This is a genomic window from Nonomuraea indica (genome assembly GCF_002850745.1).
GTDB classification, from domain to species: domain Bacteria; phylum Actinomycetota; class Actinomycetes; order Streptosporangiales; family Streptosporangiaceae; genus Nonomuraea; species Nonomuraea indica.
In genome coordinates this window covers 16,841-39,678 of the sequence record NZ_KZ559481.1, presented here as the reverse complement: position 1 = coordinate 39,678, position 22,838 = coordinate 16,841, and the positions used below count along the sequence as shown (strand labels likewise).

At 74.1% G+C, this 22,838-nt stretch carries 17 protein-coding genes; 10 read left to right on the top strand and 7 right to left on the bottom strand.

Annotated elements, in window-relative coordinates; genetic code table 11:
- The first annotated feature begins 2 nt into the window (after positions 1-2).
- Both CXR44_RS31115 and CXR44_RS31110 read left to right on the top strand, forming a co-directional pair.
- On the top strand, positions 3-818 hold the full coding sequence (locus tag CXR44_RS31115) for a hypothetical protein (protein WP_101789720.1): 816 nt from the start codon (positions 3-5) through the stop codon (positions 816-818).
- Between the two features lie 48 nt (positions 819-866).
- Positions 867-1,973: an FAD-dependent oxidoreductase gene (locus tag CXR44_RS31110; protein WP_101789719.1), complete on the top strand. Its 1,107-nt coding sequence runs from the start codon at positions 867-869 to the stop codon at positions 1,971-1,973.
- 18 nt (positions 1,974-1,991) lie between these two features.
- Here CXR44_RS31110 and CXR44_RS31105 read toward each other — a convergent pair whose 3' ends face one another.
- On the bottom strand, positions 1,992-2,765 hold the full coding sequence (locus CXR44_RS31105; RefSeq protein WP_101789718.1) for an AraC family transcriptional regulator: 774 nt from the start codon (positions 2,763-2,765) through the stop codon (positions 1,992-1,994).
- A 54-nt stretch (positions 2,766-2,819) separates the two neighbouring features.
- Here CXR44_RS31105 and CXR44_RS31100 point away from each other — a divergent pair, with 54 nt between their 5' ends.
- The 4 genes from CXR44_RS31100 to CXR44_RS31080 all read left to right on the top strand — a co-directional run bounded on the left by CXR44_RS31100 (position 2,820) and on the right by CXR44_RS31080 (position 9,077).
- Entirely contained in the window at positions 2,820-3,950 is a 1,131-nt protein-coding gene (locus CXR44_RS31100; RefSeq protein WP_101789717.1) for an MFS transporter, read from the top strand.
- Positions 3,951-4,054: 104 nt separating this feature from the next.
- Entirely contained in the window at positions 4,055-6,136 is a 2,082-nt protein-coding gene (ligA, locus tag CXR44_RS31095; protein ID WP_101789814.1) for an NAD-dependent DNA ligase LigA, read from the top strand.
- Positions 6,137-6,644: 508 nt separating this feature from the next.
- Positions 6,645-7,640, top strand: a complete 996-nt coding sequence (locus CXR44_RS31085; protein WP_245899604.1) for a coiled-coil domain-containing protein — start codon at positions 6,645-6,647, stop codon at positions 7,638-7,640.
- Positions 7,641-8,066: 426 nt separating this feature from the next.
- Positions 8,067-9,077 (top strand): ABC transporter substrate-binding protein, encoded by a 1,011-nt coding sequence (locus tag CXR44_RS31080; RefSeq protein ID WP_101789716.1) that lies wholly within the window; start codon positions 8,067-8,069, stop codon positions 9,075-9,077.
- On the opposite strand, the gene CXR44_RS39775 is transcribed toward CXR44_RS31080, so the two are convergent.
- Both CXR44_RS39775 and CXR44_RS39770 read right to left on the bottom strand, forming a co-directional pair.
- Positions 9,074-9,874 (bottom strand): substrate-binding periplasmic protein, encoded by an 801-nt coding sequence (locus tag CXR44_RS39775; protein WP_180903788.1) that lies wholly within the window; start codon positions 9,872-9,874, stop codon positions 9,074-9,076. The two genes, CXR44_RS31080 and CXR44_RS39775, sit on opposite strands and share 4 nt — an antisense overlap.
- Entirely contained in the window at positions 9,871-11,199 is a 1,329-nt protein-coding gene (locus tag CXR44_RS39770; protein WP_180903787.1) for a hypothetical protein, read from the bottom strand. Before CXR44_RS39770 ends, CXR44_RS39775 begins: the two co-directional genes overlap by 4 nt.
- A 393-nt stretch (positions 11,200-11,592) precedes the next feature.
- Between CXR44_RS39770 and CXR44_RS31070 the strand changes: the two genes are divergently transcribed.
- From CXR44_RS31070 to CXR44_RS31060, 3 genes are all read left to right on the top strand, one after another.
- Positions 11,593-13,431 carry an ABC transporter ATP-binding protein gene (locus tag CXR44_RS31070; protein ID WP_101789714.1) on the top strand — a complete coding sequence of 613 codons (1,839 nt, stop codon included), beginning with the start codon at positions 11,593-11,595 and terminating at the stop codon, positions 13,429-13,431.
- Entirely contained in the window at positions 13,428-15,137 is a 1,710-nt protein-coding gene (locus CXR44_RS31065; protein WP_101789713.1) for an ABC transporter ATP-binding protein, read from the top strand. The genes CXR44_RS31070 and CXR44_RS31065 overlap by 4 nt, the downstream gene beginning before the upstream one ends.
- Before the next feature lie 153 nt (positions 15,138-15,290).
- On the top strand, positions 15,291-16,463 hold the full coding sequence (locus CXR44_RS31060; RefSeq protein WP_101789712.1) for an MFS transporter: 1,173 nt from the start codon (positions 15,291-15,293) through the stop codon (positions 16,461-16,463).
- 86 nt (positions 16,464-16,549) lie between these two features.
- Here CXR44_RS31060 and CXR44_RS31055 read toward each other — a convergent pair whose 3' ends face one another.
- On the bottom strand, positions 16,550-17,323 hold the full coding sequence (locus tag CXR44_RS31055; RefSeq protein ID WP_101789711.1) for a GntR family transcriptional regulator: 774 nt from the start codon (positions 17,321-17,323) through the stop codon (positions 16,550-16,552).
- A gap of 132 nt (positions 17,324-17,455) precedes the next feature.
- On the opposite strand from CXR44_RS31055, the gene CXR44_RS31050 reads away from it, so the two are divergent.
- A complete protein-coding gene (locus CXR44_RS31050) occupies positions 17,456-19,708 on the top strand; it encodes a serine/threonine-protein kinase (RefSeq protein ID WP_180903786.1) in 2,253 nt (750 codons plus the stop codon).
- Here the strand turns inward: CXR44_RS31050 and CXR44_RS31045 are convergent, their stop codons facing one another.
- From CXR44_RS31045 to CXR44_RS31035, 3 genes are all read right to left on the bottom strand, one after another.
- Complete coding sequence (locus tag CXR44_RS31045; protein WP_101789709.1) at positions 19,709-20,635, bottom strand: pirin family protein; 927 nt, start codon at positions 20,633-20,635, stop codon at positions 19,709-19,711. It lies immediately after the preceding gene.
- 15 nt (positions 20,636-20,650) lie between these two features.
- Entirely contained in the window at positions 20,651-21,766 is a 1,116-nt protein-coding gene (locus CXR44_RS31040; RefSeq protein WP_101789708.1) for an MBL fold metallo-hydrolase, read from the bottom strand.
- 105 nt (positions 21,767-21,871) lie between these two features.
- A complete protein-coding gene (locus CXR44_RS31035) occupies positions 21,872-22,639 on the bottom strand; it encodes a DUF3152 domain-containing protein (RefSeq protein ID WP_245899602.1) in 768 nt (255 codons plus the stop codon).
- Positions 22,640-22,838 lie beyond the last annotated feature (199 nt).

Below are 22,838 nucleotides of genomic sequence, written 5' to 3'. Positions count from 1 at the left end.
CCATGGGCACGGCAACGGGGTCACGAGAGCCGGCACCCGCCTCCACCGGCGAGGCCGCCCACCCTGGCGGCGGCGCGCTCCCGCACCTCGCCTCCGGCATCGGGCAGCCGCGCCCGCGGCGGGCGGCGGGCGGGGGTCTGTCCCGCAGCCTGTCCCGCCGTCTGCGCCGCCGCCTGTCCCGCCGTCTGTCGCACGGCCGCGTGGCAGGCCGGGGCAGACGGGCCCGGCTGCTGGTCGCCGGCACGTTACTGGCCCTCGGGGCGAGCGGCCCCGCGGCGGCGGAGCCCGCAGACGGCGACCCCGGGCACGAGGCGCGGCCGCGGGCGGGCGTGTCGGTGTGCGTCAACCTCCCCGTGCTGAGACTCGACCTCGGGCCGTGCAGCGCCCCGCCGATCTCCATCTGCGTCGACGCGCCCGTCCTGACCGTGCACGTCGGAGCCTGCGGCCGGGCTCCAGCGGCCGTGCGTCCCCGCCCGCGCCCGACGCCCACGCACGAGCCGACCCCACGGCCGACGGCGTCCAAGCCCGTCAAGCCCGCGCCGACGCTCACCCGCAGGCCCCGGCGCAGCACCGCGCCACGGCCCGTCCCCACCCCGAGCGCCCTGCGGGCCGAGGCGCCGGTGGTCCGCCCGAGCCGCGAGCCGGCCCCCAGCCCGGCACCGACCCCGTCGCCGTCCCGGCCGGCTGAGCAGGCCCGCCCGCGTGCCGACCGGGCCGAGCCGCCGCGCGAGCGTCCCGGCCCGCTCGGCACGGTGCTGCTCATGGTCGTGCTGACCACGCTCATCGCCTCGGCCTGCGCGGTGGCCTTCGTCCGCTGAGCCCGCGTCCCCGGGAAGACGGCGGGCGACGAGACGGTTGGCAGAGGCATGGAGGAGACGGACGTCGTGGTGATCGGCGCCGGGCAGGCGGGCCTGTCCAGCGCGTACTTCCTGCGCCGGCTCGGCCTGGAGCCGGTCGTGCTCGACGCCGCCGACGGGCCGGGCGGGGCGTGGCGGCATCGGTCTCCCACGCTGACCATGGACAAGCTGCACGGCATCTTCGACCTGCCGGGCGTCCGGCGCGATCCCGAGGCGGACGGCCGGCGGCCCGCCGCCGAGGTGGTGCCCGCCTCCTACGCCGCCTACGAGCGCCGGATGGGTCTCGGTGTGCTGCGCCCGGTCACGGTGTCCACCGTCGCGCCCGGCCCGCGCGACCGCCTGCTCGTCACCGCCGGCCCGGCGGGCCCGCACGCCGGACGGGTGTGGGCGGCGCGGGCCGTCGTCAACGCCACGGGCACGTGGACCCGCCCGTACTGGCCGTACTACCCGGGAGCGCGCGACTTCCGAGGACGGCAGCTCCACTACGCCGCCTACCGGGGGCCGGAGGAGTTCGCCGGTCGCCGGGTGGTCGTGGTGGGCGGCGGCCACTCGGCCGCCCACGTGCTGTCCGAGCTCGCCGGCGTCGCCGCGGCGACGCTGTGGGTGACCCGCCGCCGGCCCGTCATCCGCGAGGACGACTTCGGCGAGGACGCCCGGCGTGAGGCCGTCGCCCGTGTCGAGGCCAGGGTCCGGGCCGGGCTGCCGCCGCAGAGCGTCGTCAGTGTCACCGGCCTCGGCCACACGCCCGTCGTCCTGGAGGCCCGGGCGAAGGGGGCGCTCGAACGGCTGCCGATGTTCGCCCGCATCACCCCGTACGGGGTGGCGTGGGCCGACGGGCACGAGGAGCCGGCTGACACGATCGTCTGGGCGACCGGGTTCCGCTCCGCGCTCGACCACCTGGCCCCGCTGCACCTGCGACGGCAGGGCGGCGGCATCGCGGTGGACGGCACCCGGGTGCCGGCCGAGCCGCGCGTCCAACTCGTCGGCTACGGCCCCTCGGCCAGCACCGTGGGCGCCAACCGGGCCGGCCGGACCGCCGCCCGCAACGTCCACCGCCTCCTCACGGGCGCCGCCCCGGACACCCCGTCAGGCACCCTCACCGCACAGGTGCCCTGATCACGCCGTCAGGCACCTTCACCGCACAGGCGCCCTGACCACGCTGTCAGCGTCAGCGCCTCGTCCCGGCGTGTGTCCGAACGTGCGGCGGAAGACGTCGATGAACGCGCTGGCCGAGGCCCAGCCGCACCTGTGCGCGACGGTGGTGACGGGTGTGTTGTCGGCCAGCAGGATCAGCGCGTGGTGCAGCCGGAGCTGGGTGCGCCACTGCGGGAACGTCATGCGCATCTCGGCGCGGAACAGCCGCGACAGGGTGCGCTCGCTGGCCCCGGCCTGTGCGCCGAGCCGGGCCAGCGTGCGGCCGTCGGCGGGGTCGTCGTGCAGTGCCGCGCACACCGCGGCCAGCCGGGGGTCGCGCGGGGTGGGCAGGTGCACCGGGTGCCGCGGGGAGTGCCTGAGCCGGTCGAGCAGCACGGCGCGGAGCCGCTCCCGTTCGGCTCCGTCACCGCCGTCCGGGTCGCGGGTGTACTCGATGATCAGCTCGCGGAGCAGGGGTTCGGCCGCCAGCACGGCGGGGGCGTGCAGGCCCAGCGGGTTCATGCCGACCGGTAGGCCCACCAGGTGCATGTCGGTGCGGCCGTAGGCACGGTGCTCGTGGACCGTCCCGGCCGGCACCCAGATCGCCTGGGTGGCCGGTGCGATCCAGCTGCCCCGGTCCGTGGTGACCGACAGCACGCCGCGGGCGGCGTAGACGATCTGGTGCTCGTCGTGGTGGTGGGCGTCGATCCCCGCCCCGGCGGCGAGACGGCGCAGCCCGGTGGGCGCGATCGGCGTGTGGCGGGAAAGCGTCATTCACTGGCAGATTATCGGAAGCCGTCCAGGAGCTTGACCCTCGACCCTGGTGGCATGCGTGCGAACAAGCGGCTGCTGCTGTCCGCCGGGCACGGCGGCGTCGACTTCTACCAGGGCATCGTGCCGGTGCTGGTGCCCTTCCTGGTGTCCGAGCGTCACTACGGCTATCTGGGCGTGTCCGGGTTCGTGCTGGCCGCCTCCCTGCTGTCCTCGGTGGTCCAGCCGCTGTGCGGGGTGCTCACCGACCGGTGGGCGATGCCGTGGCTGGTCCCGGCCGGCACGCTGGCGGCCGGGTGCGGCGTCGCGGTCGTCGGGCTGACGACGTCGTACCCGCTCACCCTCGCGGCGATCGCGCTGACCGGGTTCGGCGTGGCCGCGTACCACCCGGAGGCGGCGCGGCTGGCCCGCGGGGTGACCGGCGGCGACCACGTCGGGATGAGCTGGTTCTCGCTGGGCGGCAACGTCGGTTTCGCGCTCGCGCCGGTGGTCGCGACTCCGGTCCTGGCGGTGGGCGGGCTCGCCGCCGCGCCGTTCCTGCTCGCGCCCGCGGTGCTCGGCGTGCTGGTCACCGTGCCGCTGCTCGGGCGGCGCGCGGGCGTCACGGCGGGCACGCGGACGGGCGGCCGCGACGACTGGCCGGCGTTCCGGGTGCTGACCGCGGTGGTCGTCCTGCGCTCGATCGCCTACATCGGGCTGAGCTCGTTCCTGGGCCTGTTCGTGCAGCAACGGGTCCAGCCCGGCGACGCCGCGGGCGGGGTGGCGCTGTTCGTGCTGTTCGCCGGCGGCGCGGTCGGGACCGTGCTCGGCGGCCGGCTGGCCAGGCGCTGGGGCCGGATCCGCACCATGCGACGCGCCTACGGCGTGGCGGTCCCCGCGCTCGCCGGGGTGGCGCTGGTCCCGGGGCCGGCGTTGTACGGGTTCGTGGCCGTCGCGGCGATCGCCCTGTACGTGCCGTTCTCCCTGCACATCACGCTCGGGCAGGACTACCTGCCCAACCGGGTCGGCACCGCCGGCGGCGTGACGCTCGGCCTGGCGGTGAGCGTCGGCGGCGTACTCGCCCCGGCCCTGGGCGCGATGGCCGACGCGACCTCCCTGCGCACCGTGCTCGCCACGCTGTGCGTCCTCCCGGCTCTGGCCCTGCTGCTCACCCGCCGCCTGCGCGAGCCCGCCCCCCTCGGGCCGTGAGCCGTCCGGGCGGGTGGAGCAGGCATGGGCGGGCCGAAGCGGCGCGGCCGGAGGCCGCCGGCTCGGGGGTGAAACTGTCGGTGCAGGTCGGCATCATGACGGGCATGACCGAGACGCCGCCGAGCACGCTGCTCGCCGATCAGACCGCCTATGCCGAGGCCGTCCAGCTCGCCCAGGACGCCGCCGCCGCCTACTACGGCGACGGCACCTCCACGCTCGACGACGACGCCTACGACCGGCTGGTCCGCGGCATCCAGGCATATGAGGCCGAGCACCCCGACGAGATCCTGCCGGCCTCGCCGACGGGCAAGGTCGCGGGTGGCGCCGTGGTCGGAGACGTCCCGCACGTGGTGCCCATGCTGAGCCTGGACAACGTCTTCGGCGCCGAGCAGCTGACCGGCTGGGCGGCCTCGGTGGAGCGCCGGATCGGCCGCCCGGTCACGCGATGGAGCGTCGAGCCGAAGCTCGACGGTTTGGCGATCGCCGCACGCTACCGCGGGGGACGTCTGGCCCAGCTGGTGACCCGGGGTGACGGCGCCGCGGGCGAGGACGTCTCCCACGCGATCGGCACCATCGTGGGGCTGCCCGACCGGCTGGCGGATCCGGTCACCGTCGAGGTGCGGGGCGAGGTGATGATGACCACGCCGCAGTTCGAGGACGCGTGCGCCAAGCGCCAGGCCCACGACGGCACCACGTTCGCCAATCCGCGCAGCGCCGCCGCGGGCACGCTGCGCGCCCAGGACCGGCCCTACGTGTGCGAGCTGACGTTCTTCGGTTACGGCGCGCTCCCGCAGCCGGACGACGACTCCGAGCCGGCCGCGCGGCTGCGCGAGCTGCCGCACAGCGAGGTCATGGAGTGGGTGGCCGCCCAGGGGGTGCAGACCACGGCGGCCACGCCGGTCGCGGGAATCGCGGCCGAGACGCTGGAGCAGGTGCGGCAGCGCGTCGAGCACATCGCCGCCGCCCGGCCCGAGCTGCCGTTCGGCATCGACGGCATCGTGATCAAGTGCGACTTGGCCGCCGACCAGGCGCAGGCCGGGTTCAGCTCGCGGGCCCCGCGCTGGGCGGTCGCGTACAAACTGCCCGCCACCGAGAAGATCACCAAGCTCATCGGCGTGGAGTGGAACACCGGACGCACCGGCATCATCGCCCCCCGCGCTGTGCTGGAGCCCGTCGAGCTGGACGGCAGCGTCGTCACCTACGCCACCCTGCACAACGTCGCGGACATCCGCCGCAGGGGGCTGATGCTCGGCGACAGCGTGGTGGTCTACAAGGCCGGCGACGTCATCCCCCGGGTCGAGGCCCCGGTCGTGCACCTGCGCACCGGTGACGAGCAGCCGATCGAGATCCCGCAGGTCTGCCCCTCCTGCGGCGACGCCATCGACTCCTCCCAGGAGCGGTGGCGGTGCGTGCGCGGCCGCGCCTGCAGGGCGATCGCCTCCATCCGCTACGCCGTCGGCCGCGACCAGCTCGACATCGAGGGCCTGGCCGAGAACCGCATCCAGCAGTTGCTCGACGCCGGGCTGATCGGCGACTTCGCCGACCTGTTCACCCTGACCCGCGAGCAGGTGCTCGGCCTGGAGCGGATGGGCGAGACCAGCACCGACAACCTGCTGGCCGCCATCGAGCGGGCCAAGGGGCAGCCTCTGCGCAGGGTGTTCTGCGCGCTCGGGGTCCGCGGCACCGGCCGGTCCATGAGCCGCCGCATCGCCGCACACTTCGGCAGCATGGACGCCATCCGCCAGGCCGACGCCGGGGCGATCCAGGAGGTGGAGGGCATCGGCCCGGAGAAGGCGCCGGTCGTGGTGGCCGAGCTGGCCGAGCTCGGTCCGCTGATCGACAAGCTCGTCCGGGCGGGAGTCACCATGACGGAGCCGGGCTGGACGCCGCCGGCCGATCCCGGCGCCGCCGGCGCGGAGGAGAGCGGCGTCTCCGGGCTTCCGCTGGCCGGGATGTCTGTCGTGGTGACCGGCGCGATGAGCGGCGCGCTGGCGGAGCTGACCCGCAACGAGATGAACGAGCTGATCGAGCGGGCCGGCGGCAAGGCGTCCTCCAGCGTCTCGGCGAAGACGTCGCTGCTGGTGGCCGGGGAGAAGGCCGGCTCCAAGCGGGCCAAGGCCGAGGGCCTCGGCGTGCGGATCGTCGGTCCGGAGGAGTTCGCGGGCCTCGTCAGCCCGTTCGTCTGAGCGAGGGCGCGGGCACGAGCGCCGGCGGCGACCACGCCCGGCGGCGTCGGGGGTGGGCACAGCCGGCCGCCCCTCGCCCGGCCGCCCCTCGCCCGGCCGCCCCTCGCCCGGCCGCCCCTCGCCCGGCCGCCCCTCGCCCGGCCGCCCCTCGCCCGGCCGCGACCGCTGACACATCACCCGCACCCGACATGGAGCGGCCGTCGATCCGGGCGGCCACGGGCCACCTGGGACCACCGGGTGGTCACGGGCCATCCGGGTCCACCGGGGGGCACGGGCCACCTGGGTCCATACAGCGGCCACGGGCCGTCCGGGCCAGGGGCCACCTGCGTCCACACGGCGGCCAAAGGGGCTACCCGGGTCCATCCGGTGGTCAGGTGTCCTGCCGCACCACGATGTCCGGAGCGTTCAGCCCGGGAGTCGATCCCTCGAAAAAGCGGAAATGTACGCCGAAGTGAGGTGATCCCCTACTATCTTCCATCGGAAGTAGAGGCACGGGTGAAGGAGCACTGTGGCGGTTGCGTCCCCCGCCGACCGTCGGCGCGGCGCGCTGCGCCTCCTCGGCACGGTGCTGGCCCTGGTTCTCGCGGTGAGCGCGACACCCGCGCAGGCGGCGCCGAAACCGACGGTCGAGCAGCTCAAGAAGGAGCTCGCCGCCCTGCAGAAGGAGTCGGACGCGCTCATCACCGACTACTACAACGGCCGCATCGCCCACGAGAAGGCGGCGAAGGCCGAGAACGCCGCCCGCGCGAAGCTCACCGCCGCCCAGAAGGTGCTCGACCGGGAGTCCGCCGAACTGCGGTCGATGGCCGTCACCGAGTACATGAACGCCTCCTCGCTGCCCACCCTGTTCCTGCAGACCACCCCCGGCACGGACGACTACCTGCGCCGGCTCGCCTTCGCCCAGCACCTGGTCGACGAGCAGGCCGCCCGGCTGAGCGGGTTCGCCCAGGTGCGCGACACCCACCGCCGGGCCCAGCAGGAGGCGGCCGCCCGCGCCCGCGAGCTCGGCGACCAGGTCGAGGACCTCGCCGCCCGCAAGGCGCGCGCCGAGAAGCTGATCGAGAAGATCCGGGACAAGATCGACCAGCTCCACAAGGCGCCCGGCGTGCGGCGCTCGGACGGCACCTGGGTGCCCCAGCTGCCCGGGGGACCCGACCACATCACGCCCCGCATGCGCCTGGTGAGGACCCTCATCCAGGAACGGTTCGAGGTGCCGTTCGGCATCGGGTGCTACCGGCAGATCCAGGACGGCGGCGAGCATCCGCTCGGCCGGGCGTGCGACTTCATGCTGAGCCGTGGCGGTGCCATGCCGTCGGCCGCCGAGGTCCAGCGCGGCAACGAGATCGCCGAATGGGCGACCAAGAACGCCAAGCGGCTGGCCATCATGTACGTGATCTACCGCCAGCGCATCTGGCACGTACGCACCGGGACCTGGCGCCCCATGTCGGACCGCGGCGGCGCCACGGCCAACCACTACGACCACCCGCACATCTCCGTCTACTGATCCGCTGCCGGACACCAGCCTCCAGACGTCGGCGCGCGCGGATACGCAGGGGTGTCGGCAGCGGGCGGCCACCGAGACGCGGCGACGGCGTGGACGCACCCGGCCCGCGTGGCGGCGGTGTCAACGCGCGTGGCCTGTGTCGGCGGCGGTGTCAACGCGGGCGGCCTGCGTGGCGGCGGCGGTGTCAACGCACGCCGCCTGTGTCCGCGTCAGTGCGGACGCGCGCGGCCTGCGTGGCGGCGGTGCGGGCACACGGCGTGCGAGGTGTCGGCGTGGGCGCACGCCGCCTGCGTGGCGACCGGATGCGGGCGGCACCCGTCGCCGCCCTCCGCGGGGGGCGGCGGAGATCGCTTGCGTGATCCGCAGAGGGAAGTGTCGAATGGGATCGGCACCCGGGCGAGACATCGGCGCACCCTTGGAGAGGCAATGAGGCCGTCGGCCATCGCGTTGGTAGCGGTCCTGCTGGCCGGGGGCTGCTCGGCGCCGAAGCGGGACAAGATCACCGTCGCGTGCGGCGCGAGCGAGCGCTGGTGCGCGATGATGGTCAAGAGGTTCTCCGATGCCACCGGCGTGGAGGCCGACTTCGTCCGGCTGTCGAGCGGGGAGGCGCTGGAGCGGATCAAGGCGGCCAGGGCGCGGCAGGAGTTCGACGTGTGGCACGGCGGGCCGGCCGACTCCTACGTGGCTGCCAAGAGCCAGGGGCTGCTGGAGCCGTACAAGTCCGATATGGCCGGTGAAATCAGGCAAGGGTGGGCGGATCGGGAGCACACCTGGAGCGGGATCTACGCCGGCGTGCTGGCCTTCTGCAACAACACCAAGAAACTGGCCGAGCGGGGCCTGCGGCCGATCCGGTCCTGGCAGGAGCTGCTCGACGAACGGCTGCGCGGCGGCGTCGCCATCGCCCACCCGGCCACCTCCGGCACCGCCTACACCGCCCTGTGGACGCACATGGAGCTCAACGGCCGCGATCCCGACGCCGCGCTCGGCTACATGCGCCGCCTCCACCCGAACGTGCTGCGATACAACTCGTCCGGCAGCGCCGCCGCCGTCCAGGCGGCCAAGGAGGAGGCGGCGGTCGGCGTCGTCTTCTCCCATGACTGCGTCGCCGCCCAGGAGCAGGGCTATCCCCACCTGCAGGTGACCTTCCCCCAGGAGGGCACCGGCTACGAGCTCGGCGGCCTGGCGGTGCTGGCCGGGGCGCACAACCCCGGCGGCGCCCGCAGATACGTCGACTGGGCGCTGAGCGGGGCCTCCCAGCGGCTGGGGCCGTTGGTGCAGTTCTACGCCCTGCCCACCAACACCAAGGTGCCCGCGCATTCCAAGGCGGCCGACCCCGCGGTGACCAAGCTGGTCCCCTACGACGTGGCGGTCGCGGGCGGCGCCAAGCCGACCCTGGTCGGCAGGTTCGGCGCGGAGATCGCCCGGCCGCCCCTCTAGGAGCAGCCCTCGAACTGCGGGACCGCGACCACCGACAGGTCGATGCCCGACCTGCCGAACCACTTGTCGAGCAGCATGTGCGCCGTGCCGTCCTGGTACATCTCGGTGATCGCCCGGTTGAGCTCCTCGCAGCCGTCGATGTCGCCCTTGCGCACCCCGATCGCCGTTCGTTGCTCGTTGAAAGGCGCGCCCACCAGGTGCAGGTCGACGCCCGGCCGGGTGAGCAGCCCCGCCAGGATCTGGCTGTTGGTGGAGATGGCGTCGATCCGGCCGTCCTTGATCATCTCCAGGCAGGCGTCGTAGTCGGGCGCCTGGACGGCGATCGCCGGGACCCGGCGCTCGTCGATGATCCGCTGGGCGATGTTCGTGCCCCGCACCCAGCAGATCCTGCGGCCCTTCAGGTCGCGGACGTCGCGGATGGCGTCCCTGTCGGCGGGGCGTACCGCGATGTCCTGGAAGTCGACGTGGTACGGCCCGGCGAAGTCGATCGACTTCTTCCGCTCCGGGGTGACCGACATGTGGGCGAAGACCAGGTCGGCGCGCCCGCCCGTGAGGACGGTGAGCTGGTCGCCGGCCTTGATCTCCAGCCAGCGGATCCGCTTGCCCAGCCGGGAGAGGAGGTCCTCGGCCACGTCGACGTTGAAGCCGTCGTAGGTGCCGTCCTGCCGCTCGAAACTGATCAGCGGGACGTCGGAGCGGATGGCGACGATCAGCTCGTCCTTGTCCACGAGCGATTCCGGCCGTCCGGCGCCGCAGGCGGTGAGCAGCAGGACCACGCAGATCAGCAGTTTCCTCACCGGTACTCCCTGAGTCGTGGCCAGACGCCGACCAGGACGAGCAGGGCGCCGGCGGCCAGGCCCGCGGGGATCGACTGCCACAGCCTCTCCAGCGCTTCGCCGCCGCGGTCGACGGCCCGCTCGAAGTCGGACTCGTGCCGCCGGACGAGTTCCTCCAGCACCTTGTCGTAGCTCTCGTAGGCCTCGGTGAGCTCGCCGTCCCAGAACTTGATCGCCGCGTCGGCCGGCATCGTCCGCATCCGCGCGTCGGCCCGCTGGAAGTTCTGATACACGGCGAAGAGCCGCCGGCGGTCCTGGCCCGTCAGGCCGCCGAGCAGCCCCTGGAAGTTCAGGTGCAGCCTGCTCTGGTAGTCGGGCAGGCTGGTGGACTCGACGGCGGCGATCGTGTGGGCCTTGTCCAGGAAGGTGTGTTCGTAGGTGTCCTTGCGGAAGCGGTCGAGCAGGTAGCGGCTCTGGTCCCCGTGCATGCTCCTGCTGATCGCCCGGGCTCTGGTCAGGGTGAGCACCGCGTCGAAACCGCGCCGCTTGGCCTCCTCCAGCGCCTCGCCCTGCCGGATGAGCAGGGCCGTGCCGGTCACCGTACCGGCCGCGGCGAGGACGACGGCGACCACCAGAGCCGGCGCGAAGACCCGGCGGAACCTGCGGGCCAGGTAGACCTGCAGGGTCAGCAGGCAGGCCAGCGCGAGCAGCCCGGTGACGACGACGGCGGAACGGGCCAGCGAGGAGGCCGAACGCTCGGCGGCGTGCGCGCGCCTGACGATCGTCCCGGTCTCCAGGGTCAGGTTGTAGGCCTGGGGGAGCAGTTCGCGGTGCATGAGCTCGGTGGCCTTCTGATAGGCCTCGACCACGTGGTCGGGAGGCCGTCCCGCGGTGTGCCCGGACTGCGCGTCCAGCAGCCGGGCCTGGGTCGCCAGCCGTTCGTAGCGGCCCAGCCCCTCGACCAGCGACTCGACCGTGCGCCGCTCGGCGGGGTCGTCCAGGGCCAGCCGGTAGGCCTTGAGGAGGCTCTCGGAGATCTCCAGACGTCGCTGGTCGTAGCCGGTCAGATCGGCCTGCTGCTGCGGGCCGTACTCCCTGCCCAGCAGCAGGGCCTCGGCCACCAGCGCGTCCATCTCCGACATCTGCCGGTACAGGCCGGTGGTGGCGAGCACCTGCGGACCGGCGTCATGCCCGATCGTCCGCAGGCCGGAGCCCGTGCCGGCCGCCCCGGCCAGGATCGCGGCCAGCAGCAGCGCCAACGTCAGCAGGGACAGCCCGGCCAGCGTCCGCACCCGGCCGGAGACCGACTGCTCGCGCCGGACCCGCGGCGTCGCCGTCACCGCCATGGCCTGCTCCCGCGGGAGACGCCGGGATCCCTGGTGTGCACCGCGCCTCCCGGAGATCGACTCGTGCTGGAAATCGAGCATGGCCGCGGGCGCGGCACCTTCGCAAGAGGGGCTGTCGCCAGGAGGCGACCGGCGAGGGGCGGCCACCGCAGGACCTTCGGATGAGCACGTCACTACTCCCCGCGATGTAGTGCGGCCGACGCTACTCCCCAGGTGCCAGGTGGAGGAGTCTCCCGGCGCACGACGACCGCTGGGTGGCCCGGGCAGCACGATGTCCGGCATGCGGAGAACCGGGTCGCGGTGACGCGTGAGGAAGCGGCAGAGGAACGACCGGTCGTCCAGCCGGCGCCCGGCCCGCCTGGCCGCGACCAGATCGACGAAGACAGGAGACCGATGAACGCCACTGATCTCGCCGAGGCGAGGGAGCGGTCCACGCCGCCACCGGACGCCGGTCCCGAGGCGGGACAGAGCATGGCGGGGCTGCTGCGCCCTCATGTCCGCAGTTTCGCGGCCGTGGTGATCCTGCAGGTGGTCGGCGCTCTGGCGGGTCTGGCACCGTTGCTGGCGGTCGTCGAACTCGGCCGGGTTCTGCTGTCCGCCGGTCCGGTCGACCGCGGCCACGTGTGGACCGTGGTGATCGGGGGCGTGGTGGGCCTGCTGGTCCGCCTCGTGTTCACCGCCGCGTCCTCCGGTGTCGGGCACGTTCTGGACGGCCGGGTGCAGTTGTCGTTGCGGCGGCGGCTGGCCGCGCGGCTGGGGCGGGTGCCGATCGGCTGGTTCTCCCGCCGCCGGACCGGCGAACTGGCCAAGGTGGTGGGGGAGGACGTGGGTGCCGTGCATCCGTTCATCGCCCACGCCCCCGGTGAGTTCGTCGCGGCGTTCGTGGTGCCGCTGGTGTCGCTGATCTACCTGTTCGCGGTCGACTGGCGGCTGACCCTGATCACGCTGGTCCCCGTGGTGCTGGCGATGGCGCTGGTCCCGCTGCTGATGTTGCCTGCCCGTACGCGCGAGCAGGAGGAGTACGACGCGGCCATGGGGCGGATCGCGAGCTCGGTGGTCGAGTTCGTCCAGGGGATCGCCGTGGTGAAGGCGTTCGGCGGGGGCGAGCGCGCTCATCGCAGGTTCCTGTCGGCCGCCGATGATTTCGTCGCTGTCTTCTTCCGGTGGGTGCGCGGCGTGTCCGTGATCGCCGCCGGGATGCAGTTGGCCCTGTCGCCGCCGTTCGTGCTGCTGGTGGTGCTGGTCGGTGGCACGGCGCTGATCTCCTCCGGGAGCCTGGCGTCGGCCGACCTGCTGCCGTTCGTGCTGCTGGGGCTGGGGCTGACGGCTCCGGTGGCGGCCCTCGGCCATGGCTTCGACGACCTCCAGGCCGCCCGGCGGGCGCTCGGCCGGATCAGGGAGGTGCTGGCGGTGCCGTCGCTGCCGGAGCCTGAGCGTCCGGCCGCACCGCGAGGGCATCGGGTGGAGCTGCGCGGGGTGCGCTTCGCCTACGAGGCCGGGCACGAGGTGCTGCGCGGTGTCGACCTGGTGCTGGAACCGGGGACGGTCACCGCGATCGTCGGCGCGTCGGGCAGCGGGAAGTCGACGCTGGTCCAGCTGCTGCCGCGGTTCTTCGACCCGACCCACGGCTCGGTCGTGCTGGGCGGGGTCGATCTGCGCGACATCGCCGGCGGAGAGCTGTACCGGATGGTGTCCTTCGTCTTCCAGGACGTTCGCCTGCTGCGCGCCTCGGTCGCCGACAACATCGCGCTGGCGGTGCCGCACGCCGGCCGCGAGCAGGTGGTGCGTGCCGCCCGGCTGGCCAACATCCACGACCGGATCGCCGAACTGCCGCGCGGATACGACACGGTGCTCGGGCAGGAGGCGAGACTGTCCGGAGGCGAGGCGCAGCGCATCGCGCTGGCCCGTGCGCTGCTGTCCGAGGCGCCCGTCGTGGTGCTGGACGAGGCGACGTCCTTCGCCGACCCGCAGACCGAGCAGGCGGTGCGCCGGGCCCTGTCCACGCTGGCCGGCGACCGGACGATCCTCGTCATCGCCCACCGGCTGGAGACGATCGCCGACGCCGACACCGTCGTGGTGCTGGAGAACGGGTCGATCGTCGAGCGTGGCAGGCCCGCCGACCTGCTGGCACGAGGCGGCACGTTCGCCGCGCTCTGGCGATCCCACCAGTCGGCGGCCGCCGGCGAGACCGAGACCCACGGTGGCGTACTGCAGGGAGATGAGCCCCGATGATCCGAATGCTGCTGCGCGTCCTCGGAGACGACCACGCGCGGGCGATGCGGCGCACCGTCGCCCTGATGACGACGACCGCGATCGCCGAAGGCCTGTCGTACGCGCTGCTGGTCCCCGTGCTGCGGGCCCTGTTCGGCAGCACGCCGGCCGACGCCGTGCCGTGGCTGGGCGCGTTCGGGGCGGCGGTCGCGCTCTACGCCGTGCTGCGTTACATCAGCGACCTGTCCGGCATGCGCGTCGGGACCACGATGTTGCGCGGCATGTATCACCGGCTCGGCGAGCACCTGGCCCGGCTGCCCGTCGGCTGGTACGACGCCGGCCGGGTCGGTGAGGTGTCCGTCATGGCCAGCCGCGGCCTCCTGCAGGCGATGGGCGTGGCGGCGCACCTGCTGGCACCGTTCGTCTCCGCCCTGGTGACGCCGTTGACGATCGTCGCCGTGATGCTCGCCTTCCACTGGCAGCTGGGGCTGGCCGCGCTGCTCGCCGCCCCCGTCGTGGCGGCGATCCAGGTCTGGACGGCCCGCTCCACGGCCGCCGCCGACGCCGACCGGCACGAGCGCGACAAGGAGGCCGCCGGCCGCGTCATCGAGTTCCTGCAGGCCCAGCCGGTGCTGCGCGCCGGCGGCCGGACCGGTGAACGGTTCACGCTGCTCGACGACTCGCTGCGACAGGTGGAGCGCGCCTCCCGCCGTACCGTGCTGGCGACGCTGCCCGGCGCGGTGGGCCTGACCCTCACCGTGCAGGCCGTGTTCACCGTCCTGCTGATCCTGGGCGCCTACCTCGCGCTCGGCGGGGACATCGGCGCCGCGGAGCTCCTGGCGATCCTGGTGCTCGCCGCCCGCTGCGCCGACCCGCTGCTGTCGCTGGCCGACATCGGCGGCAAACTCCGCAGCGCGCGCGCCGAGCTGGACAGGCTCGACACGGTGCTGCGCACCGAGCCGCTGCCGGAACCCGCCGAGCCGATCCGGCCGGCGCACCACGGCCTGGACTTCGACTCCGTCACCTTCCGGCACGGCGACCGCACCGTGCTCGACCGCGTCTCGCTGTCCGTGCCCGAGGGGCGGCGGCTCGCCGTGGTCGGACCCTCCGGCGCGGGCAAGAGCACCCTGCTGCAGCTGCTCGCACGCTTCTACGACGTCGACTCCGGCGCGGTACGCGTCGGCGGCGTGGACGTCCGCCGGATCGACACGGAGGCGTTGATGGCGCGGATCGCCATCGTCTTCCAGGACGTCTACCTCTTCGACGGCACGATCGAGGACAACATCCGGCTCGGCCGCCCCGGCGCCACCGAGGCCGAGGTACGGGCGGCGGCGACCGCCGCGCGGCTGGACGAGGTGATCGAACGACTGCCCGCCGGATGGGCCACCAACGTCGGCGAGGGCGGCGCGCTGCTGTCCGGCGGCGAGCGCCAACGCGTCTCCATCGCCAGGGCGCTGCTGAAGAACGCGCCCATCGTGCTGCTGGACGAGGTGACCTCCGCACTCGACCCGATCAACGAAGCGGCCGTCCACGACGGCATCGAACGCCTCATGGCGGGCCGGACGGTGGTGATGGTGGCGCATCGGCTGCGCACCGTCCAGCGCGCCGACCGCATCGTCTTCCTGGACGACGGCCGGATCGTGGAGGAAGGCGACCACGACGAGCTGCTACGCCGCGGCGGACGCTACGCCGACTTCTGGAACATCTCCATGACACCGGCCGAATGAACCGGGCGGGCTCCCGGACCCGTGCCACCGGGCCGGCGACAGGCGTGCCGCCGGCCCGGTGAACACGAAGACCTGAGAGACCACCCCCGGCCGGCCGCTGCTCGACAGCCGTCGGCGCAGAAACCCCCACCGATGATGCGACCGGAGTCCGACATGCATCCCTCCCCGACCTTGAGCCGGACCCGTGGCAACCTGGCTCTGGTCTCGCTGTTCCTCGCCACGTTCGTCCTGGGCAGCACCGAGCTGGTGATCGTCGGCGTGCTGGACCTGATCGCCGACGACGCCGGGGTGACGGTCGGCACGGCGGGCACCCTGGTCACCGCCTACGCCCTGGGCCTGGCCGTCGGCGGGCCCCTGCTGACCGCGGTGACCATCCGCGTCGGGCGGCGCACCCTGCTGTGGGTCTCCATGCTGGCCTTCCTCCTGGCCACCCTGGCGATGGTCACGACGATCACCTTCGAGCTCCTGCTCGTGGCCCGGGTGGTGGCCGGAGCGCTGCACGGCGCGTTCGTGGGAGCGGCCTTCGCGGCGGTCGGCTCGATCATGCCCGTCGAGCGCATGGGCCGAGGCATCGCGATCGTCCTGGGCGGGATCGCCGTGTCCACCGCCATGGGCGTCCCGATCGGGACGCTGGTCGGCAGGACACTCGGCTGGCGCGGCTCCTTCGCCGTGATCGTCGGCGTCGGCGTGGTCGTCCTGGCCGGCCTGCTCCTGGCGATCCCGGCCGTCACCACCGGCGAGGCGCCCGGGCTGCGCGCTCAGGCCCGATCCGCGTTCGCCCCCCGCGTCCTGGTCATGCTGGCGGTCGGCGTGCTCCTGCTGGGCGGACAGTTCACCGTCTTCACCTACATCACGCCCTTCCTCCTTGAGGTGACCCGCGTCTCCGACGCCCAGGTCAGCGGCTTCCTGCTCGCCTACGGCGTGGCCACGGCGATCGGCACCTTCGCCGGCGGCTGGGCGGCCGACCGCGACGCCTCCCGCACGCTGCTGGCGGCCAACGTCGTCCTGGTGCTGGCCATGGGCCTGCTGTATCTGACCGGAACCGTTCCCGCCCTGGTCGCCGTCGCGCTGCCGGTCTGGGGGCTGGTCGGGTTCGGCCTGGTGCCGGCACTGCAGTACCGGGTGGCCACCCTGGCCGGGCCGGCCCGTGACCTGGCCGCCACGCTGCCCGCCTCGGCGGTCAACGCCGGCATCGCGGGGGGCGCGCTGCTCGGCGGCTGGTCCCTGACCAGCAGCGGCCTGCCGGCGGTCGTCCTCACCGGCCTGCTGATGTGCCTGGCCTGCCTGCCGCTGACCTGGATGACAGGACGCTGGGCCGATCGCTGACGGACCCCGCTCCAAGGGCCCGGTCCACGGCGATCCCGTCCGCCGCGGACGCGACGGCGTCGTCGCGAACCGGTGCCCGCGGAAGGTCAGAACTCGTCGTGGCCCGGGACCTGGCCGACGGTGAAGACATGGCGGGTGGCGGCGCAGATCGTCTCCAGGACGTGGACCGGCGTGTCGTCGGTCGAGTAGCCGGCGCGCAGCACCTGGACGACCCACTCGCCCGGGTCCAGCTCCAGCGTCTCGCGTTCGGACGGGACGGGCGGGCGGGCGGTGAGGGTCTCCTCGGCCCGGCCGAAGGAGTGGCCGAGGGCGACCAGCGCCGACTGGAGCGACGGGCGGACGAAACCGGGCTCGGCCAGGCGGGTGCCGCCGAACAGATCGGCGCGGAAGTAGCTCGTCGCCACCCGCACCGGCATCCCGCCGACCGTCATCACCTTGCGGCGGGCGATCACCTCGGCCCCCGGCTCGACCCGCAGGCAGGCCGCCACGTGCTCGGCGGCCGGCTCCGGCCCCACGTACAGCATCCGCCGGCCCGCCTCCAGCCCCTGGCGCTCGGCCTCGGCCAGGAACAGCGACGTCGAGGCCCGCACGGCGGGGTCCGTCGGCAGGGCGCGGCGGACGAGCACCGCCGGTTCCGGCCCGCCCGCCATCGACGCGACGCGGGCGGGGGAGACGCCGAGCCGCCCGGCGATCTCCGCCACGCTCAGGCCGGCGGCGCGGGCCTCCGCGACGGCCGCCCGGCGCAGCTCCGCCGCTTCGGCGAGGAGGCCCGCGTGCTCGGCCATGAGGCGCGACAGGACGCCGGCACGCTCCAGGGGGTCGGTCACCCGGACGGCGTCCTCGGGCGTCATGGCCTCCATGCGGGTGCTGCCTCCTCGCCGGCGATGGTTTTCGTCCCGACTCTAGTCCCGTGCCGGGCGGTGAACGGTATGGTCGGGTTTCCGGTGCAAGTGGCTTGCAAGGAAAAGTGAAGACAGTTTGTCATGGCGTCTGTGACTGAGCTCAGGCCCGGTGACCCGGCCGGCCTCGGCGGCTACACACTCCGGGGGCGGCTCGGCGAGGGCGGCCAGGGCGTCGTCTACCTCGGGGCCGACCGGCACGGCCGGCTGGCCGCCGTGAAATGGCTGCGCCCCCACCTGGCGGGCGACGCCGTGGCGGCGGAGCGTTTCGCCAGGGAGGCTGCCGCCGCCCAGCGGGTGGCGCCGTTCTGCACCGCGCAGGTGCTCGCCACCGGGGTGTGGGAGGGGCGGCCGTACATCGTCAGCGAGTACGTGGACGGCCCGTCGCTGCGGCAGGTCGTGACCGAGGAGGGGCCCCGCCCCGAGGCGGCGCTGTACCGGCTGGCGATCGGCACCGCGACCGCGCTGGCCGCCGTCCACCGGGCCGGCATCGTGCACCGCGACCTCAGCGCCACCAACGTCCTGCTCGGCGGCGAGGGCTGGCGGATCATCGACTTCGGCATCGCCAGGGCGCTCGACGCGACCCCCACCATCACCGTCACGCCCGTGGGCACCCCCGCGTACATGGCGCCCGAGCAGATCCTCGACCAGCGCGTCGGGCCGGCCGCGGACATGTTCGCCTGGGGCTGCCTGATGGTGTACGCCGCCACCGGGCGCGAACCGTTCGCCGCCGGGACGGCGCCGCTGACCGTCCAGCGGGTGCTGTACACCGAGCCGGACCTCACGCCGCTCGGCGGGCCGCTGCGCGACCTGGTCGCGGCCTGCCTGGCCAAGGACGCGGCGCTGCGGCCGACGGCCGAGCAGGTGATCCGCCGCCTGCTGGAGCAGCCCGCCTCGAACCCCGCCGACGTCCAGCAGGCCACCGCCGTCCTCGCCGTCCCCGCCCCGCCGCCCCCGGGTCGGGAGCCGGTTCCCGGCGGAACGCCGCCGTGGGCGCCGCCGGGCGGCCGGCCACCCGGCGCGGGCCCGTCCGCCGCACCCGGCCCGGTGGGCGCGCCCGGCGCGGGCCCCCACCCGCAGCCGCGTCCCGTGCCCCCTCCGCCACCCGCCGTCCACCCCCGCCCTGGCCCACCTGCCCACCCGCAGCCTGGTCCGCCCATCCACCCGCAGCCTGGCCAGAGCGCGTCCGCGATGCCGGGTTCCGGGGGTCATCCGGGTCCGGGCCCGTACGGGACTCCAGGTTCGGGGCCGTACGGGGGCGGGCGGACGACGGGGGCCGCCAGGAGGAAGGGGCTGGGGTTCGCCGTGGCCGTCGCCGCCACGGCCGTCGTGGTGCTCGTCGCCGTGATCGCCGTCGTCGTGGTGAACCTGCGCGACCGTCCGGACCCGGTACGCACCTCGGCCGGGACCGCGTCGCCGAGCCCCACCCGCACGCCCGTGCCCACCACCGGCCTGGTCACCTCCAGCCCGGCCGGCACGTCCGGCACCCTGTACGAGAGCCCGGCGGACCCGGTCAGGCTCACGACGTACAAGGTGCGAGACCCCAAGACGCAGACCTGGGTCTACTACGCCCGCGACACCCTCACCGGCCCTTTCACCAAATATCCGGACCTGTGGGAGAACATTATGTCGCCCGACGGGCGTTACCTCGCCGGCCGCGGCAAGGCGTTCGTCGACGGCCACGACACCGTGCGCATCACCGACCGCGTGACCGGCGGCACGTTCACCGTCGCGACCTCCCGGCAGCCGCTCAGCGCCTACGTCCAGGCCTGGTCGCGCGACAGCACCCGTGTCCTGGTGAACCTCGGCAACCCCGTCAAGGGCGTCTGGCAGTCGACCGGGTTCGCGATCGTGAACGTGACCACCCGGCAGGTGCGCCTCGCCTCGCTCAGGGAGGGCTCGCTCAAGGGCATCCGTTACGGCTTCGACCACCTGGACAGCGGCGTGGTCGCCCTGGCGAACGACGCCACCCAGCAGGCGCTGCGCTTCTTCGACCCCACCGGCAGGCGAGTCCGGCACATCCCGAACGTGGGCGCGGCCGTCGCGGAGTCGCTGTTCTCCCCGTCGGGGGAGCGGTTCGTCACCAACTGCCCGGGGCTCGGCAACGGCGCCAACTGCGTGTACGACGCCGTCAGCGGCGCCGAGCTCGAACGCTTCACCTCGCCGTGCGTGAGCCTGGCCACCTGGTACGACGACGAGCACGTGGTGTGCTGGGTGTGGACCGGGCCGGGCGCCAGGAACCAGCTCCAGGTCCTCGACCTCACCGGCACGGCGGTGCGCACCCTGCTCGACATGCCGGCCAACGCGACGAACCTGGACGTGATCTACACCTACACCCGCCCGTAGCTACCGGGTGCGGCCCCGCGGGCGCAGGCGGGTGCCGGGCATGACGGGGGCGGGGAGCGGCGCCCCGTCGAACCCCTCGACGGTGCCGAACGCCTCGCCCCCCATCCACTCCTTGCGGAAGGCGACGATCTCGTCGTGGTCGCGGCCGACGAAGTTCCACCACATCACGATCTCCTCGGCGAACGGCTCGCCGCCGATGAGCAGCAGCCGGCCGTGCCCGCGCACGGACAGGCCCGTCCGGCCGGGCGGCAGGTAGCGCAGCGGCCCCGCCGTCAGCGGCTCGACCTCGCCGTCGAGCAGCAACGCCCCGTGCTCGAACGCCGGATCGAGCGGCAGCTCGGCGGCCCCGTCTACGGTCACCTCCGCCCCCACCAGCGGCGTGTAGGCGGTCGCGGGGGAGCGCACCCCGCCGAACGACCCCATCGCCACGACCGCCCGGAACCCGGGCCCCGCGCACACCGGCAGCGCCGGATGGTGCTCGAAGGCCGGCTCGACGTCGCGGTGACCGGCGGGCAGCGCCACCCAGAGCTGCACCCCGTGCAACTCTTCCTCGCGTGACTCCTCCGAGTGGGAGATGCCCCGCCCGGCGGTCATGAGGTTGAGCTGCCCGGGGCGGATCCGCTGGAGGCTGCCGAGGCTGTCGCGGTGCAGCACCTCGCCCGCCAGCAGCCAGGACACCGTCTGCAGCCCGGTGTGCGGGTGCGGCGGCACCCGCATCGTCGCGACCTGCGGCCCGTAGGCGTCCACGAAACACCAGGCGCCGATCATGCGCCGGCGCGCGTTGGGCAGGGTCCGGCTCACCCGCATCGCGCGCGGGCCGCCCAGCGGCACCTCGCGCCCCTCCAGCAGCTCGATCCCGGCGTCACGGCCGGGCGCCGCCGCCTCGCCGCACCGGATCTCGCGGGGATCCCGTTCCAGGTTGCTCACCCGACGACTCTACGGTCAGGCCAGCGTCTCCCACCAGCCGTCCACGGCGGGGGCGGCGTCGGCGTCCACGGCCTCGCCCGGCCGGGGCACGGCGATCGAGACGTCCCGGGCCTTGGCCTCGCGCCACAGCCGCTCGACCGGCTCCGACCACGGGTGCAGCGCCAGCGTGAACGTCGCCCAGTGCACCGGCAGCAGCAACCGGCCGCCCAGGTCGAGATGGGCGTTGACCGCCTCCTCGGGATTCATGTGGATGTCGGGCCAGGCGGGGCTGTAGGCGCCGACCGGCATCAGCGTCAGGTCGAACGGGCCGTGCGCCGAGCCGATGCCCCGGTAGCCCTCGAAGTAGCCGGAGTCGCCCGCGTAGAACACCCGCTTGGCCGGCCCGGCCACCACCCACGACCCCCACAGCGTGTCGTTGCGGGTGAGCGTGCGGCCGGAGAAGTGCCGCGCGGCCGTCGCGACGAAACGCAGCCCCGCGACCTCGGCCTCCTCCTCCCAGTCCAGCTCGATGATCCGGTACGCGGGCACGCCCCAGCGCTCGAGGTGCGCGCCGATGCCCAGCGGCACCAGGAACGGCGCCCGCTGCAGGGCCGTCAGCGACCGGACCGTGGCCATGTCGAGGTGGTCGTAGTGGTCGTGCGAGATGGCGATCGCGTCCACCTGCGGCAGCTCGCGCAGCGACATCGGCATCGGGTGGTGCCGCTTGGGACCGGCGAGCTGGGAGGGCGAGGGCCGCTTGCTCCACACCGGGTCGAACAGCACCCGCCGCCCCTCGATCTCCACCAGCGTCGTCGCGTGGCCGAACCAGACGGCCCGGACCCCGGCCGACGCTTCGCCGGCGGGCGGCACCCGCAGTGGCACGGGGCCGGCGGGGCGGCGCTGGTCGCGATCCCGGGCGAGCTCGCGCAGCATGCCGCTCGGCGGCGTGGTCACGAGGGTGGTCTCCGGCATCGTGTTGACGAAGACGCCGTCCCTGAACTGCGGCGAGCGCCGGATCCGGGCCACGCGGTCCGGTCCCGACGTCAGGGGGCGCACGCCCAGCTCGGCGGGAACGTCGCGCAGCGCCCACCCGGCCGCGGCGAGGGCCGCCCCGCCCATGAGGATCCGTCGTGCCGTCCGCAGTCGTGCCATCGCTCACTCTCCCCTGGAGTTCCGTTCCGTGAATGCTCAACCGACCGAGTCGCGCTCGGTGTTCCCGATGCGGCGATATATCGCGACAGGGTCAGGTTAGCGGGATCATGGGGTGTCCGCGCCCTTCGCGGGGTACGGCCAGGGGTTGGGCCGGCACCCGTCGAGCGACATCGACTGCTGCACCATGACGGGGGCGAGCCTGCCCGGCCCCGGACAGGTGCTGTGGCCGTGGCCGAGACCATGCCCGACCTCGTGGTTGACCAGGTAGCTGCGGTAGGCGCCCAGGTCGCCCCCGTACTGTGGGACGCCGCGGGCCCACCGCCGCGCGTTGATCACCGAACGGTGGCCGTTCCAGCAGGACAACCGGCCTCCGGTGTGCAGCGGCAGGCACTGCCGGTCCGTCAGCGTGGGGCTCGACAGGGCGACCCGCAACCGTACCGGGCCGTGGTCGACGCGCTCGAAGCGCGCCCAGCCGCGCGGGTCGTTCAGCGTGCGGTGCACCTGCGCCGCGAACGTCTCCCGGTCGAACGGCAGGCCGTGCTCGACCTCCACCAGGTAGCGCACCACGGCGCCCTGCCCCGGCCGGGCGGGGGCCGCGCCGGGCACGACCGCGTACCGGCCGGAGGCGGCGCGCGGCACCCGCGCCGGGCGCGGCCGGGCGACGGCGGCAGCGTGAGGCGCGCCACCGGGGGAGGGGCGGCCGGCCAGGGCCGGGATCCGGTCCGACGGCCACGCCGGCAGCGGCGCCACGCCGCAACCGGCGGTCAGGAGCACCAGAACGGCCACGGGAACCGTCAGCCGCGCGACAGGCGCCGGCCACGACGGCACCGGCGACACGGACGCGCGCAGGACGGGCATCACGGACGGGCGCACACACGTCTCCCCACTCGATGGCGGCGGGGAGGGCACGATCATACGACGGGCAGCCCTCGCCCTCCCGGCGATCCCGAAAAGTCCCGAGCACCCCACCAGGCACCCCACCACCGAGCTCCACGCCGGGCATGCCGGGCACCGCCACCGAGTACCCGAGCCGCCACCTCACGAGGCCACCCCGCCTGCGGCGACCCCCGCC

Excerpts from the sequence above, each read along its gene's own strand:
- CXR44_RS31115 (WP_101789720.1), top strand. The coding sequence starts at position 3 with ATGGGCACGGCAACGGGGTCACGAGAGCCGGCACCCGCCTCCACCGGC.
- CXR44_RS31110 (WP_101789719.1), top strand. The coding sequence starts at position 867 with ATGGAGGAGACGGACGTCGTGGTGATCGGCGCCGGGCAGGCGGGCCTG.
- CXR44_RS31105 (WP_101789718.1), bottom strand. The coding sequence starts at position 2,765 with ATGACGCTTTCCCGCCACACGCCGATCGCGCCCACCGGGCTGCGCCGT.
- CXR44_RS31100 (WP_101789717.1), top strand. The coding sequence starts at position 2,820 with ATGCGTGCGAACAAGCGGCTGCTGCTGTCCGCCGGGCACGGCGGCGTC.
- ligA (WP_101789814.1), top strand. The coding sequence starts at position 4,055 with ATGACCGAGACGCCGCCGAGCACGCTGCTCGCCGATCAGACCGCCTAT.
- CXR44_RS31080 (WP_101789716.1), top strand. The coding sequence starts at position 8,067 with ATGAGGCCGTCGGCCATCGCGTTGGTAGCGGTCCTGCTGGCCGGGGGC.
- CXR44_RS39770 (WP_180903787.1), bottom strand. The coding sequence starts at position 11,199 with ATGGCGGTGACGGCGACGCCGCGGGTCCGGCGCGAGCAGTCGGTCTCC.
- CXR44_RS31070 (WP_101789714.1), top strand. The coding sequence starts at position 11,593 with ATGAACGCCACTGATCTCGCCGAGGCGAGGGAGCGGTCCACGCCGCCA.
- CXR44_RS31065 (WP_101789713.1), top strand. The coding sequence starts at position 13,428 with ATGATCCGAATGCTGCTGCGCGTCCTCGGAGACGACCACGCGCGGGCG.
- CXR44_RS31060 (WP_101789712.1), top strand. The coding sequence starts at position 15,291 with ATGCATCCCTCCCCGACCTTGAGCCGGACCCGTGGCAACCTGGCTCTG.
- CXR44_RS31055 (WP_101789711.1), bottom strand. The coding sequence starts at position 17,323 with ATGGAGGCCATGACGCCCGAGGACGCCGTCCGGGTGACCGACCCCCTG.
- CXR44_RS31040 (WP_101789708.1), bottom strand. The coding sequence starts at position 21,766 with ATGGCACGACTGCGGACGGCACGACGGATCCTCATGGGCGGGGCGGCC.